The sequence below is a fragment of the Actinomadura keratinilytica genome, assembly GCF_039539665.1.
Classification (GTDB): Bacteria; Actinomycetota; Actinomycetes; order Streptosporangiales; family Streptosporangiaceae; genus Spirillospora; species Spirillospora keratinilytica.
Window position 1 is genome coordinate 1 of the sequence record NZ_BAABDO010000154.1, and the last position, 12,994, is coordinate 12,994.

The following is a 12,994-nucleotide window of genomic DNA, read 5'->3' on the forward strand; positions in this document are numbered from 1 at the left end:
GGCCCGCCCCGCCGGCCGGCGGGGCGCGGCCCGGCCGCAGGTGGTGGGATCCCCGCGAGCGGCGGTCGCTGTCGGCGGCCGTCGCCGCGCTGCTGTTCGCGGGCGGCGTCGGAGCCGGGCGGGCCATGGGCGCGGGCGGCGACGCGGTGGAGCGTTCCTTCTGCTTCCGCGGCACGCTGCACCTGGTGGGCTCCACCGCCTTCGAGAAGACGGCCGACGCGATCCGCCGGGGCTATGAGGCCCTGTGCGAGGACGCGCGGATCGAGGTGGAGCCCATCGGCTCCAACGAGGGGGTGCGCGCGCTGACCCCCGAGAACGCGGCCTCGACGATCGCCATGCACGACGGGCACCTCGAACCCGACTCCGACGAGATCCGCGCGCGCGGGTTCCGCGGCTTCCCGGTCACCCTGGTCGCCTTCGCCGTCGTCGTCCACAAGGACGCGAACGTGACCGGCCTGACCGTGGAGGAGCTGCGGTCCGTCTACAGCGACGGCGGCCCGACCGGCTGGAGCCGGTTCCGGGGCGGCGCCGACGTGCCGATCCGCATGGTCAGCCGGACCGAGGGCTCGGGCACCCGGACGATCTTCGAGGAGCAGGTGCTGCGGCAGCCGGAGCCGGAGCTGTCGTCCCGGGACTGCCGGCGCAAGGACGAGATCCGCGCCGCCGCCCGGGTGATCCGCTGCGAGCGCAGCAGCCAGAACCAGGTGCTGGAGACCGTCAACCGGCTGCCCGGCGCGATCGGCTACGCCGAGTTGCACGTCGCCGCGGACGGCCGCCGCTATCCGAACGTGCGGATCCTCGCCCTGGACGGCCGGAGGGCGGACGCCGCCTCCGCCGCGGCGAACCGCTACCCGTTCGCCGCGCCCGAGGTCTTCTACACCTACGGGGCGCCGCCGAACGACAGCCCCGCCTCGGCGTTCCTGACGTTCATGGCGAGCGACCAGGCGCGCCGGATCCTCCGGCAGGCGGGCGCCGCCCCCTGCGTCTCGCGGGACACCCTCGTGTCCGCGCCGTGCCAGGCCACCTGAGCGCGGCGCGACCTCCGGTTCCGCGGCGGGGCGCGGCCTTCGGGCGGTTCGACAACGCGGCCGGGCGGCTGGCATCATCACGCGCATGGCCGAGCTGCCCGGCGACCTGAGCGCCGCACTGGACGAGGCGCTCAGCGGGGCCGACCCGGCGGCGCTGAGCAGGTCGGTCCAGAAGCTCATCCACCGGTACCGCGACGGGTTCGACCCCGCCGAGCGCATGGTGCTCGCCTCCGCGGCCGACGTCGCCGCGTACGCCGCGTACCGGATGCCCGCCACCTACGCCGCGGTGGTCGCCGCGCTGGAGCGCAGCGCGGAGCTGCTGCCCGGGTTCTCCCCTCGCACGCACGTGGACGTCGGCGCGGGCACCGGGGCGGCGGTGTGGGCCGCCGCCGAGGTGTGGCCGTCCATCGCGGAGACCACCGTGCTGGAGCAGGCGCCCGAGGCGATCTCCTTCGGGCGGCGGCTGGCCGGGCGGGCGGACTCGCCCGCGGTGCGGGACGCGCGCTGGCGGCGCACGGTGATCGCCGGGCCGGTGCGCAGGCCCGCCGCCGACCTGGTCACCATGGCGTACGTGCTCGGCGAGCTCCCGCCGCAGGTGCGCGCGGACGCGGTGCGCTCGCTGGCGGCGGGCAGCGGGCTGGTCGTCCTGGTCGAGCCGGGCACCCCCGCGGGCTACGAGCGCATCGCGGCGGCCCGCGACCTGCTCATCGAGCTGGGGCTGTCGGTGGTGGCGCCGTGCCCGCACGACCGCGCCTGCCCCGTCCCCCGGGGCCAGGACTGGTGCCATTTCGCCGAGCGGCTGAACAGGACGGCCCTGCACCGCAGGATCAAGGTCGGCACCCTGGGGTTCGAGGACGAGAAGTTCTGCTATGTCGCGGCGGCCAGGGGCGCCCGGGCGCGGGCCGCCGGGCGGGTCGTGCGGCGCCCCGTCCGGCGCAAGGGCCTGGTGTCGCTGCGGTTGTGCACGGAGGCGGACGGGATGGCGGACGCCACGGTCTCCAAGCGGCAGGGCGAGGCCTACCGGGCCGCCCGCAAGACCGAGTGGGGAGCGCCCTGGCCGCCGCTCCCGCGGGGCGGGAGCTGACCGGCCCGTCCGGGTGCTCCGGTCAAAGGACGTGCTCGGAGCGCACGTGCCGCACCAGCGTGGTCATCTTCAGCACGGGAAGCTCGCAGACGTGGCAGACCCACACCCCGCTCGGGACCGAGACGCCGTGCGCCGCGGCGTCGTCGCGGGCGCAGGCGAGATGGTAGGCGCGGACCATCCGCCGCCAGTATCGTGCCGCGATTGACATCGCTCCTCCGTCAGATGCCGTGCTCGGGACAAAACCCAAGGGTATGGCACGAATAGAGGAGCGTTTGACCCCGGCTTGGCGTTCGGGCCGCGGGGCCCGCGGGCGCAGGCCGGGCGTGGCGCGGTCAGGCCGGGGCGGCCGGCGGCCAGCGGGAGCCCCGTCCCCGGAGCCGGCCGGCGCCGAGGGCCGGCCGGCGGCGCGGGCTCCCGCCTCGTCCGGCGGCCGGATCACTGCCCGATCCTGACTCCCGGCTGACCGTAGGGGTACTCCAGCGGCCGGTGGGCGCGGCGGCCGGTGAGCCCGGCCGCGGCGCGGACCTTGCCCATCGGGAGGAGCGTCCTGCCGAAGGTGTCCTCCATCAGCATGGCCGCCGCCGCGTACAGGGCGAGCACGGAGGAGACGACGAACAGCCAGCCGCCGATGCGCACCGGCCAGGTGGCGCCGGACCAGAAGCCGGCCGCGGTGAACCCGGCGCCCACCGACAGCACGATCAGCAGCGCCGCCATCCCCATGTTGCGGCCGAGCGCCGCCAGCGCGGTCAGCCCGGTGATCACGCAGAGGGCCACGAACCAGAACCCGAAGCCGGCGTTGGCCTGGCCGACCACCGGGGTCAGCACCACCGGGTAGGAGCCCATCGCGGCGAGCATGTACAGCAGGCCGAACCCCAGCCAGAACGCGCCCCAGGTGCCGTGCACGGCGGTGGCGAGCCCGTCGCGCGCCCGGTAGGACCACATTCCGGCGAGGAACTGCGCGAGCCCGCCGAACATGAGCACGAACGGGAACAGGATGAGGGGCGTCACGCCGCTGCCGTACCAGCCAGCCATCCAGGCGCCCACCATCATCAGGGCGGCGGCGAGGCCGAACAGCCCCAGGATGGAGGGGGCCGCCACCGGCTGCAGGAAGACGCGGGTGCGGTCCTCCCACAGGGCGTGCTCCTCGGTGAACTCCTCCGGCCCGCGGCGCTCGCCGACCGGTACGCCATGGCGAGCGGGTTCTCTCTCATGTGTCATGGCCCCTCCTCTAATCGGAGATGCAGGGCGTTTTCGGTCTATCCGAAGAACGCCCCCATAAACCTGCCGCGTGCCGCTTTCCCGCCTCTCCCCCGGGCCCGTCGGCCGGGCTCCGCCCCCCTCTCCACGGGGCCCGGCGACCTGCGTGAACGGCGACGGACGGGCGCTGACAGGTCAACCATGAAAACGTCACAGATTCCCAAGAAAGAGTAAAGCGAAGTGCCCCGCGGGCCTTTTGTCCGGCGGTCCGCAGGATTGGTGTCATCGCCGCATCCGCGCGCGCCAAGAGCATCCGGTTTCACTGCGACCGCGGCGGCCTTTCCCCTCCCGCCTCGCACCGTGCCGCGGGAACGGGGCGGGCGCGGCCGGCCGCCGGCCCGCGCCGGTCACGGGGTGGTGCGCTCACGCGAGGCGCGGGCGCGGAGCCTCCCCTGGCCGAGGTGGGGGTGGTGCAGGTCGAAGGCCGGGCGTTCGGAGCGGATGGCGGGGATGGCCGTGAAGTTGTGCCGCGGAATCGGGCAGGGCGTGGCCCACTCCAGCGAGTTGCCGTAGCCCCACGGGTCGTCGGCGACGACCCGCGGGGCCCTGCGGGCGGTGCGCCAGACGTTGTAGAGGAACGGCAGGATGGACAGCCCCAGCAGCGCCGCCCCGGCCGAGGAGACCAGGTTGAGGGCGGTGAACTCGTCGGCGTAGTCGGGGTAGCGGCGCGGCATGCCCCCGGCTCCGAGCCAGTGCTGGACGAGGAAGGTCGTGTGGAAGCCGACGAACAGCATCCAGAACTGGATCTTCGACAGCCGTTCGTCCAGCATCCGTCCCGTCATCTTCGGCCACCAGAAGGCGAACCCGGCGAACATCGCGAACACCACGGTGCCGAACAGCACGTAGTGGAAGTGCGCCACCACGAAGTAGGAGTCGTTGAGCTGGAAGTCCAGCGGCGGCGATCCGAGGATGACCCCGGTCAGGCCGCCGAACAGGAAGGTGACCAGGAACCCGATCGACCACAGCATCGGCGACCTGAGGTCCAGCTGCCCGCGCCACAGCGTGCCGGTCCAGTTGAAGAACTTGATCCCGGTGGGGACGGCGATGAGGAAGGTCAGGAAGGAGAAGAACGGCAGCAGCACCCGCCCGGTGACGAACATGTGGTGCGCCCACACCGTCATCGACAGGCCGGTGATGGCGATGCTGGCGAACACCATGCCGACGTAGCCGAACAGGGGTTTGCGGGCGAAGACCGGGATGACCTCGGTGATGATGCCGAAGAACGGCAGCGCGACGATGTAGACCTCCGGGTGCCCGAAGAACCAGAACAGGTGCTGCCACAGCAGCGCGCCGCCGGTGCCGGGGTCGTAGATGTGCGAGCCGAGCTCGCGGTCGGCCCACAGTGCGGCCAGCGCGGCCGCCAGCACGGGGAACGCCAGGATGACCAGGATCGAGGTGAACAGCACGTTCCAGGTGAAGATCGGCATCCGGAACATGGTCATGCCCGGCGCGCGCATCCCCGCGATGGTGGTGATGAAGTTGACCGCGCCCAGGATCGTGCCGACCCCGGACATGAGCAGTCCGGCGATCCACAGGTCGCCGCCGGTCTCCGGGGAGTAGGTGTCCAGGGTCAGCGGCGCGTAGGCGTACCAGCCGAAGCTCGCGGCGCCCTGGCCGGTCGCGAATCCGCCGAGGGCGATGAGCCCGCCGCACAGGAACAGCCAGAAGCTGAGCGCGTTGAGCCGGGGGAAGGCCACGTCCGGCGCGCCGATCTGCAGCGGCATGATCACGTTGGCGAACCCGGCGAACAGCGGGGTGGCGAAGAAGAACATCATGACCGTGCCGTGCATGGTGACCAGCTGGTTGTACTGCTCGGCGCGCGTCACCTGCAGTCCGGGGTGGGCCAGCTCCCCGCGGACCAGCATCGCCATCAGCCCGGCCACCAGGAAGAAGCAGAACGAGGCGACGAGGTACAGGTAGCCGACCTTCTTGTGGTCGGTGGTGGTCAGCCAGTCCACCACCCGGCCGCGCGGGGCGGGCACGGCGGCCGGCGGCGTGGTCTCGGCCCGGTCGCGTACGTCGGTCACAGGGCGCCTCGCGCGTCCGATGGGCGGCCCGGCGGCGCGGAGACGGCCCGGCGGCCGGCGGGTCGCGCGGTCAACACGGCCTCGCCCCGGTCCGGGCGGCGGGCCGGGGCCCGTGCGCGCGCTCGTCCGCGGTGGCCGCTCCAATGCGCGGCGAGCAGGGGTGGCGTGCGGCCAGGACGGCCACCATGACGACCAGGAACACCGCCACCGCGGCGACCGAGGCCGCCACGGCCACCGCGACCCGCGGCGGACGCCACGACACGGCCGCCCCGTCGGCGCAGGTGAAGGTTCTCAGCCGCCGGGCGAGCCGCGGATCGTCGCGTTCCAGCTCCGCGTCGATCCGCCTCAGTACGGTCCGCTCTTCGCCTGGCAGTCCCATCCCGTCCACCTCTCGGCGCACGGCCGCAGCGGCCGCCGGTCACGCCCCCGCCGTGAGCGCCTGCGCTGCTCGGGGCGGCAGGCAGGATGTACCCGGGCATCGGGCACCGATCCGCAGGCGGCGACAAAGAGCCGGTAGCGAGGTCCCCAAGGTCATCCCGGGCGGGGCATGGCGTCTCGGGCGGGCGGGACCTTCGCCCCTGGGCGCGCGGCAGGGGCCCGCCGAGACTGGAGGCTGGCCGCGCCGGTCGCGCGGCCCGGCCGGCGGGACGGGTGGGGGTTCGTGATGCGGCGCGAGGACACCTCGACGGCCCTTGAGGGCCTGTCGCCGGCGGACGCGGCGCTGCGGCTGCGGCGCGACGGGCCGAACGTCCTGCCGTCGCGTCCGCCGGTGCCGGCGTGGCGGCGGGTGCTGTCGCAGCTGCGCGACCCGCTGATCCTGGTGCTGCTGGCGGCGGCCGCACTGACCCTCGCCACCGGCGACTGGACCGACATGGCCGTGATCCTGCTGGTGGTCGTGGTGAACACCGCGGTCGGGGTGGGCCAGGAGATCCGCGCCGACCGGGCGATCAGCGCGCTGTCGGAGCTGACCGCGCCGACCGCGCGGGTGGTCCGGGACGGGACGCAGCTGCAGGTCCCCGCCGCCGACGTCGTGGTCGGCGACCTGCTCGTGCTGGCCGAGGGGGACATCGTCGCGGCCGACGCCGCGGTCGTGGAGGCGGCGGCGCTGACGGTGGACGAGTCCGCCCTGACCGGGGAGTCGGTCCCGGTGCACAAGACGGCGGCGGCCGCGCTCGGCCCGGCCGACACCGCCGTCCCCGAGGAGTCGGCGGTATCGGCGGGCACGGTGGTGGTCAAGGGCCGGGGACGCGCCGTGGTCACCGCGACGGGTGCGGCGAGCACGACGGGGCGGATCGCGGCGATGCTGGGCGACGGCGCCGGCCTGACACCGCTGCAGCGGCGCCTGGCCGGCGTCGGCCGGATGCTGGCCGGTGTCGCGGTCTTCCTGTGCGCGGTGGTGCTGGCGCTCGGGCTGGTGCGGGGGCAGCCGGTCGAGCTGATGGTGGTCACCGCGATCAGCCTGGTGGTGGCGGCCGTCCCCGAGTCGCTGCCCGCCGTGGTGACGCTCGGCCTGGCCCTGGGCGCCCGCCGGATGGCCGCGCGGCACGCCCTGATCCGGGGGCTGTCGGCGGTGGAGACGCTGGGGTCGGTCACGGTGCTCGCCACCGACAAGACCGGCACGCTCACCGAGGGCCGGATGGTCGCGCGCCGCCTGTGGACGCCGGCCGCGGAGGCCGCCGTCACCGGCTCCGGCTACGCCCCGGACGGCCGGATCGACGTGGCCGGCCGCACGCTCGACGGCCCCGACCCGTACGGGATGACCGAGCTGCTGACGGCCGCGGTGCTGTGCAACGACGCGCGGCTGTCGCCTCCCGGGGACGCGGGCGGGGAGTGGACGGCGCTGGGCGACCCGACCGAGGCCGCCCTGCTCGCCGCGGCCGCCAAGCTCGGCATCGACCGCCGCGAGCTGCACGAACGCTGCCCGCGTGTGGACGAACGGCCGTTCGACAGCGACCGCAAGCGCATGTCCACCGTGCACCGGCTGCCGGACGGGAGTCTGCGCGTCGTCTGCAAGGGGGCGCCGGAGGCGATGCTCGGCGGCGCGGTGCTGGCGGACGATCCGCGGCTGGTGGCCCGCGCCGCCGCCCGCGCCGACGAGCTGGCCCGCGACGGTTTCCGCGTGCTCGCGGTCGCCGCGGCCGTCCGGCCGTCCGCCCCCGGTCCCGGCGAGGACCTGGAGCGGGGGCTGCACCTGCTCGGGCTGGTGGCGATCGTCGACCCGCCCCGCGCGGCGGCCGCCGGGACCATCGCCGCCTGCCGCCGCGCGGGGATCCGGCCGGTGCTCATCACCGGCGACCACCCCGGCACCGCCCGCGCCATCGCCGCCGAGCTGGGCGTCATCGGCCCGGACGACCCGGTCGCCGACTGCCGCGCCCCGAACGCGGCCGCCGACCCCGGCACGGCGGTGTTCGCCCGCGCCACCCCCGCGCAGAAGCTGGACATCATCCAGGCCATGCGCGAGCGCGGCGAGGTGGTCGCGATGACCGGGGACGGGGTCAACGACGGGCCCGCGCTGCGCCGCGCCGACATCGGCGTGGCCATGGGCCGGCGCGGCACCGAGGTCGCCCGCCAGGCCGCCGACCTGGTGCTGGCCGACGACGACCTGGGCACCGTGGTCGCCGCGACCGAGGAGGGCCGCCGCGTCTACGGCAACATCCGGCGCTTTTTGGTCTACGGGCTGTCCGGCGGGGCCGCGGAGATCGCCGTCATGCTGCTCGGGCCGGCCATCGGGCCGGCGCTGCCGCTGCTGCCCGCGCAGATCCTGTGGATCAACCTGCTCACCCACGGGCTGCCGGGCGTCGCCCTGGGCGGCGAGCCCGTCGAGCGCGGCGCCATGGACCGGCCGCCGCGTCCGCCCTCGGAGAGCATCGTGGGCGCCGGGCTGTGGCAGCGCGTGCTGCGCATCGCGTTCGTGCTCACCGCGGTCACCCTGGGGGTGGCCGCCTGGGCGTACCACACCGGGCGGCCCTGGCAGAGCATGGCGTTCCTCGCCCTCGGCGCCACGCAGCTCGCGGCGGCGATCGGGTCCCGCTCCCGGCCGGGGTCGCGCGGCAATCCGATGCTGCTCGTCGCCGTCGCGGCCGCCCTGGGGCTGCAGCTGGCCGGGCTCTACCTGCCGGCGCTGCGCGGGCTGCTCGGCACCGAGCCGCTGACCGCCGGGCAGCTGGGGGCCGTGCTGGGCCTGTCGGTCCTCGGCTACGCCGCCGTGCGCCTCGACCGCGTACTGCATCCCACAAAACGCCAGAAACCCCACCATTAGCAGATCGTTCACGACAATTCGTCAGGTGAATCTCATCCGCCGCTGACCGGAATCTGACCATTTTCTCCTTACGCTCGACGCTATGGGGGACCCTGAGCGGGCACGGATCCTGGTGGTCGACGACGACCCGGCGGTGCGCTCCGCGCTCGACCACGTCCTGCGTTTCCACGGCTACGAGGTCGCCCTGGCCGGGGACGGCATCGAGGCGCTGGCCGCCCTGGAGGACGGTGCCCCGGACGCCGTCGTCCTGGACGTGGTGCTGCCCGGCCTCGACGGCTTCGGCGCGTGCCGGATGATGCGCGGCCGCGGCCACGACATGCCGGTGCTGATGCTCACCGCGCGCACCGAGGTCGCCGACCGGGTGGCCGGGCTGGACGCGGGCGCCGACGACTACCTGTGCAAGCCGTTCGCGCTGGAGGAGCTGCTGGCCCGGCTGCGCGCCCTGATCCGCCGCGCGCGCGGCGAGGTCACCGGCGGCGACGGCGAGGTGCTGCGGTTCGCCGACCTGACCATGAACGTGGCGACCCGCGAGGTGTGGCGGGGGATGCGCCGGCTCACGCTGTCGCCCACCGAGTTCACCCTGCTGGAGATGCTGCTGCGGCGTCCGCGGCGGGTGCTGGAGCGCGGCTGGCTGCAGGAGGAGGTCTGGGGCTGCGACTTCGGCCGCAACTCCAACTCCCTGCACGTGTACATCGGGTACCTGCGGCGCAAGACCGAGGAGGGCGGCGAGCCCCGGCTGATCCAGACGGTGCGCGGCGTCGGCTACACGCTGCGCGAAAGCCCGCTGTAACCCGGGGCCCCCGTCACCAGTGCGTGGTGGGCGACGCCGCCGACCCGCCGAGGTCCGCACGGCCGTTGCCGAGCACGTGCGGGGACGCGACGCCCAGGTCGATGATCTGGTCGGGACGCGGCGCCAGATGCGGGTCATGGGTGATCAGGATGGTGGTGCGGCCCTCCATGAGGCGGCGCAGCGGGGCCAGGATGCGGCGGGCGGCGGCCTCGTCCAGGCCGGTGGTCGGCTCGTCCAGGATGACCACCGGGGTGTTGCGGATCATCGCGCGGGCGATCGCGATGCGCTGCCGCTGCCCGCCCGACAGCAGCCGCCCGCGCTGCCCCACCGGCGTGTCGTAGCCCTGCGGCAGGGCGGTGATGAAGTCGTGCGCGTCGGCCGCCTTGGCCGCCGCCACGACGTCGGCGTCGCTCGCGCCGGGCCGCCCGTAGGCGATGTTGTCGCGCACCGTCCCGGAGAACAGCAGGCTCTCCTGCGCCAGCAGGGTGACGCTCGCGCGCAGGGCGTGCAGGGTCAGGTCGCGGATGGGCACGCCGTCCAGGCGGATGCCGCCCGCCACCGGGTCGTGGAAGCGCAGCAGCAGCTTGGCGATCGTGGACTTGCCGCTGCCGCTCGGTCCGGTCACCAGCACCAGGTCGCCGGGGCGCGTCCGGAACGTCAGCCCGTCCAGCACCGTCCGGCCCGTGCCCGGATAGCCGAAGGTGACGGCGTCGAAGGCGACCCCGCCCCGCGCCGCCGCCCGCGGCCGCGCGGACGGCCGGTCGGTGATCTCCGGGCGGGTGTCGAACACCTGCAGGACGCGGTCCGCGCCCGCCGCCGCCTCGCCCGCGGTGAGCGCCAGCCGGCCCAGCGACTGGATCTGCGGGTACAGGTAGCCCAGGTACGCGGCGAACGCCAGCAGCCCGCCGAGAGTGAGGCGGTCGCGCGACAGCTCCCAGGCGCCCATGCCGAGCACCACCAGCACGCACACCGTCTCCAGCACCTCGATCAGCGGCCCGTAGGACGCGGTCAGCCGCGCCTCGGCCATCTTGGCGGCCATCCAGCGGCGGCCCTCGCGGTGCAGCCGGGTCGCCTCGGCGTCCTGCCGGTTGCACGACTGCACCAGTGCCTGGTTGGCCAGGCCCTCCTCGACGATGCTGTTCATCACGCCGTTGCTGGCGCGCTCCCGGGCCGCCGCCGCGTGCAGCCGCGCCGCGAACACCTTGGCCGTGACGACGAACAGCGGCACCAGCGCGCAGGCCACCAGCGCCAGGTCCCACCGCACGTACAGCGCCGCACCCGCGAAGAACACGACGCTGACCAGCGCCGTCACCGCCTGCACCAGGCCGGAGGCCACCAGCTCCTCGATCGCCTCGATGTCGTCGGTGAGCCGGGCCATCAGGTCGCCGAGGCGGCGCCGGTCGAAGAAGTCGGGCGACATCCGCTGGATGTGGGCGAACACCCCGTCGCGCAGCCGCAGCAGGAACCGCTCCCCCGCCAGCGCCGTGGTGTACTCGCCGCCGAAGCTCACCAGCGCCGACGCCAGCGCCAGCCCGAGCCAGTACAGCGCGGGCCGCCAGAACGCGTCCAGGTCCCGCGCCGCCAGCGCCTGGTCGGTGATGACTCCGAACAGCCAGATCGCGGCGACCTCGCACGCCGCCGCGGCGACCGCGCAGACGCCGCTGAACAGCAGCCAGCGGCGGTCGCCGCGCGTGTAGGGCCAAAAACGCCGGAACGCGGCCGCCACCGACCGCACCTCATCGGAAACCGCCAGCAGCGGCACGCTTCCCTCCCTCCCGCACGAGAAGAGCCCGGCGGGCCATGAACCCGCCCGGCTCTGCTCAGGTCAGCCGTTCACCGGCGCGGCCGGCCTAGTACCAGTAGCACCGACGCCTGCGGTAGTACGGACGGCGCCGCCGGTAGAACCTGCGGTACCTGCGGTAACGCGGTCTCGGCCATGGCTGTCCTCCGCCGGCCCCCGGGACAATCTTCTGGAAGCTCATGCGAGAACCCCCGTTCTTTGTCGTCCGGCCGTTCGGCCCTGACACCAAAGAACGAAACCAGCCATTCCTATGACTCCGCTGTGGCCGGTCTATAAGCGGTCTGAAAGGAAACTAAGAATGTGCTGAAAACCCGTTCGCGCGGCGGTCGGCGGTCGGCCGGATCGGCTCCGCCGCGCGGGTCGCGGGGGCGCGGCGGGGTTCGGCGGCGGGTGTAACGGCCGCCTGTTCGGGGAGGACGCGGGCGACGGCGGGGAGGGGGCATGGAGCAGTCGGATGTGATCATCGTCGGTGCGGGGGCGGCCGGTCTGTCGCTGGCCCACCACCTCGCAGGGGCGGACGGTCCGGGGGAGCCGCCCGCGGTGACGCTCGTGGAGGCGCTCGACGCGGCGTTGCGCCCGCCCGAACGCACCTGGTGCTTCTGGGAGGAGGGCGACGGCGAGTTCGAGGACGCCGTCGCCGCGTCCTGGCGGTGGCTACGCGTGGTGGGCCGCGACGGCTCCGGGAGCGTGCACCGGCCGGCGCCCTACCGCTACAAGATGATCCGCTCGACCGCCTTCCGGGAGCTGGTGGAGCGCCGGCTCGCCCGGCGCGGCGGGGTGCGGACGGTGCACGCCGACGTCGACACGGTGCGCGACGTCCGCGGCGGCGCCGAGGTCTCCGGCACCGCCGACGGCGGGCGGCGGGTGACGCTGCGGGCCCGCTGGGTGTTCGACTCGCGCCCGCCGCGCGAGCTGCCGCGGGCCCGCAGCACCCTGCTGCAGCACTTCCGCGGCTGGTTCCTGCGCACCGAGGCGCCCGCCTTCGACCCCGACGTCGCCCTGCTGATGGACTTCCGGACCCCGCAGCCGCGCCACGGGGTCTCGTTCGGCTACGTGCTCCCGACCGGCCCGGACGAGGCGCTGGTGGAGTACACCGAGTTCTCCCCCGCCCCGCTGACCCGGGACGCCTACGAGCGGCGGCTGCGGCACTACACGCGCGAGGTGCTGGGGCTCGGCTCCGCGCGGGTCCACGGGTGCGAGCAGGGCGTGATCCCCATGACCGACGCCGTGTTCCCGCGCCGGGTGGGGCGTTCGGTGTTCCGTATCGGCACGGCCGGGGGCGCGACGCGCCCCGCCACCGGCTACACGTTCGCCGCGGTGCAGCGGCAGAGCCGGGCCATCGCCGCCGCCTACCGGCGCGGGGCCGTGCCCGTGCCGCCCGCGCCGTACTCGGCGCGCGCCCGCGCGATGGACGCGGTGCTGCTGAGGCTTCTGCTGCGGGAGCGGGTCGACGGCGCGCGGTTCTTCACCGGCCTGTTCGAGAACACGCCGACGGCGCGTCTGCTGCGGTTCCTGGACGGCGGCACCCGCCTGTGGGAGGACATCGCGATCGGCCTGCGCACCCCGGTGCCGCCCATGCTGCGCACCGCCTGCGAGGTGCCGCTGCTGCCCCGCAGGGACCGCCCCGCCCGCCCCGTCCCCGTGCCGGCGGCGGAGCACCCGGCGGTGCGGTCGTGAACCGCCGGCCCGGCCGGGACAGGCGCGCCGAGCCGGTGCCCGCGCCCGGCGGGCGCGCCCGGTTCGACGGC

Annotated in this window: 10 protein-coding genes; 5 read left to right on the top strand and 5 right to left on the bottom strand. The window is 74.6% G+C overall.

All coding sequences use genetic code 11. The features are described 5' to 3' along the window. A partial coding sequence (locus ABD879_RS29635; RefSeq protein WP_345025015.1) for a substrate-binding domain-containing protein occupies positions 1-1,028 on the top strand: 1,028 nt, incomplete at its 5' end. An 85-nt stretch (positions 1,029-1,113) separates the two neighbouring features. After that, positions 1,114-2,112 carry a small ribosomal subunit Rsm22 family protein gene (locus tag ABD879_RS29640; RefSeq protein WP_345025016.1) on the top strand — a complete coding sequence of 333 codons (999 nt, stop codon included), beginning with the start codon at positions 1,114-1,116 and terminating at the stop codon, positions 2,110-2,112. A gap of 22 nt (positions 2,113-2,134) precedes the next feature. Here ABD879_RS29640 and ABD879_RS29645 read toward each other — a convergent pair whose 3' ends face one another. The 4 genes from ABD879_RS29645 to ABD879_RS29660 form a co-directional block, all read right to left on the bottom strand. Continuing rightward, positions 2,135-2,320, bottom strand: coding sequence for a hypothetical protein (locus ABD879_RS29645; RefSeq protein ID WP_345025017.1), 186 nt, complete (start codon positions 2,318-2,320; stop codon positions 2,135-2,137). 227 nt (positions 2,321-2,547) lie between these two features. Then, entirely contained in the window at positions 2,548-3,330 is a 783-nt protein-coding gene (locus tag ABD879_RS29650; RefSeq protein WP_345025018.1) for an acetate uptake transporter family protein, read from the bottom strand. A 386-nt stretch (positions 3,331-3,716) separates the two neighbouring features. Further along, a complete protein-coding gene (gene ctaD / locus ABD879_RS29655; RefSeq protein WP_425549667.1) occupies positions 3,717-5,396 on the bottom strand; it encodes an aa3-type cytochrome oxidase subunit I in 1,680 nt (559 codons plus the stop codon). 70 nt (positions 5,397-5,466) lie between these two features. After that, a complete protein-coding gene (locus ABD879_RS29660; protein WP_345025019.1) occupies positions 5,467-5,775 on the bottom strand; it encodes a DUF3040 domain-containing protein in 309 nt (102 codons plus the stop codon). 285 nt (positions 5,776-6,060) lie between these two features. Between ABD879_RS29660 and ABD879_RS29665 the strand changes: the two genes are divergently transcribed. Next, positions 6,061-8,655: a cation-translocating P-type ATPase gene (locus ABD879_RS29665; RefSeq protein ID WP_345025020.1), complete on the top strand. Its 2,595-nt coding sequence runs from the start codon at positions 6,061-6,063 to the stop codon at positions 8,653-8,655. A gap of 82 nt (positions 8,656-8,737) precedes the next feature. Beyond that, a complete protein-coding gene (locus tag ABD879_RS29670; RefSeq protein WP_345025021.1) occupies positions 8,738-9,445 on the top strand; it encodes a response regulator transcription factor in 708 nt (235 codons plus the stop codon). Between the two features lie 13 nt (positions 9,446-9,458). Here the strand turns inward: ABD879_RS29670 and ABD879_RS29675 are convergent, their stop codons facing one another. Continuing rightward, positions 9,459-11,207: an ABC transporter ATP-binding protein gene (locus ABD879_RS29675; RefSeq protein WP_345025022.1), complete on the bottom strand. Its 1,749-nt coding sequence runs from the start codon at positions 11,205-11,207 to the stop codon at positions 9,459-9,461. Between the two features lie 480 nt (positions 11,208-11,687). Here ABD879_RS29675 and ABD879_RS29680 point away from each other — a divergent pair, with 480 nt between their 5' ends. Next, positions 11,688-12,923 (top strand): lycopene cyclase family protein, encoded by a 1,236-nt coding sequence (locus ABD879_RS29680; protein WP_345025023.1) that lies wholly within the window; start codon positions 11,688-11,690, stop codon positions 12,921-12,923. Positions 12,924-12,994 lie beyond the last annotated feature (71 nt).

Coding starts and splice junctions, on each gene's coding strand:
- ABD879_RS29640 (WP_345025016.1), top strand. CDS start 1,114: ATGGCCGAGCTGCCCGGCGACCTGAGCGCCGCACTGGACGAGGCGCTC.
- ABD879_RS29645 (WP_345025017.1), bottom strand. CDS start 2,320: ATGTCAATCGCGGCACGATACTGGCGGCGGATGGTCCGCGCCTACCAT.
- ABD879_RS29650 (WP_345025018.1), bottom strand. CDS start 3,330: ATGACACATGAGAGAGAACCCGCTCGCCATGGCGTACCGGTCGGCGAG.
- ABD879_RS29660 (WP_345025019.1), bottom strand. CDS start 5,775: ATGGGACTGCCAGGCGAAGAGCGGACCGTACTGAGGCGGATCGACGCG.
- ABD879_RS29665 (WP_345025020.1), top strand. CDS start 6,061: ATGCGGCGCGAGGACACCTCGACGGCCCTTGAGGGCCTGTCGCCGGCG.
- ABD879_RS29670 (WP_345025021.1), top strand. CDS start 8,738: ATGGGGGACCCTGAGCGGGCACGGATCCTGGTGGTCGACGACGACCCG.
- ABD879_RS29680 (WP_345025023.1), top strand. CDS start 11,688: ATGGAGCAGTCGGATGTGATCATCGTCGGTGCGGGGGCGGCCGGTCTG.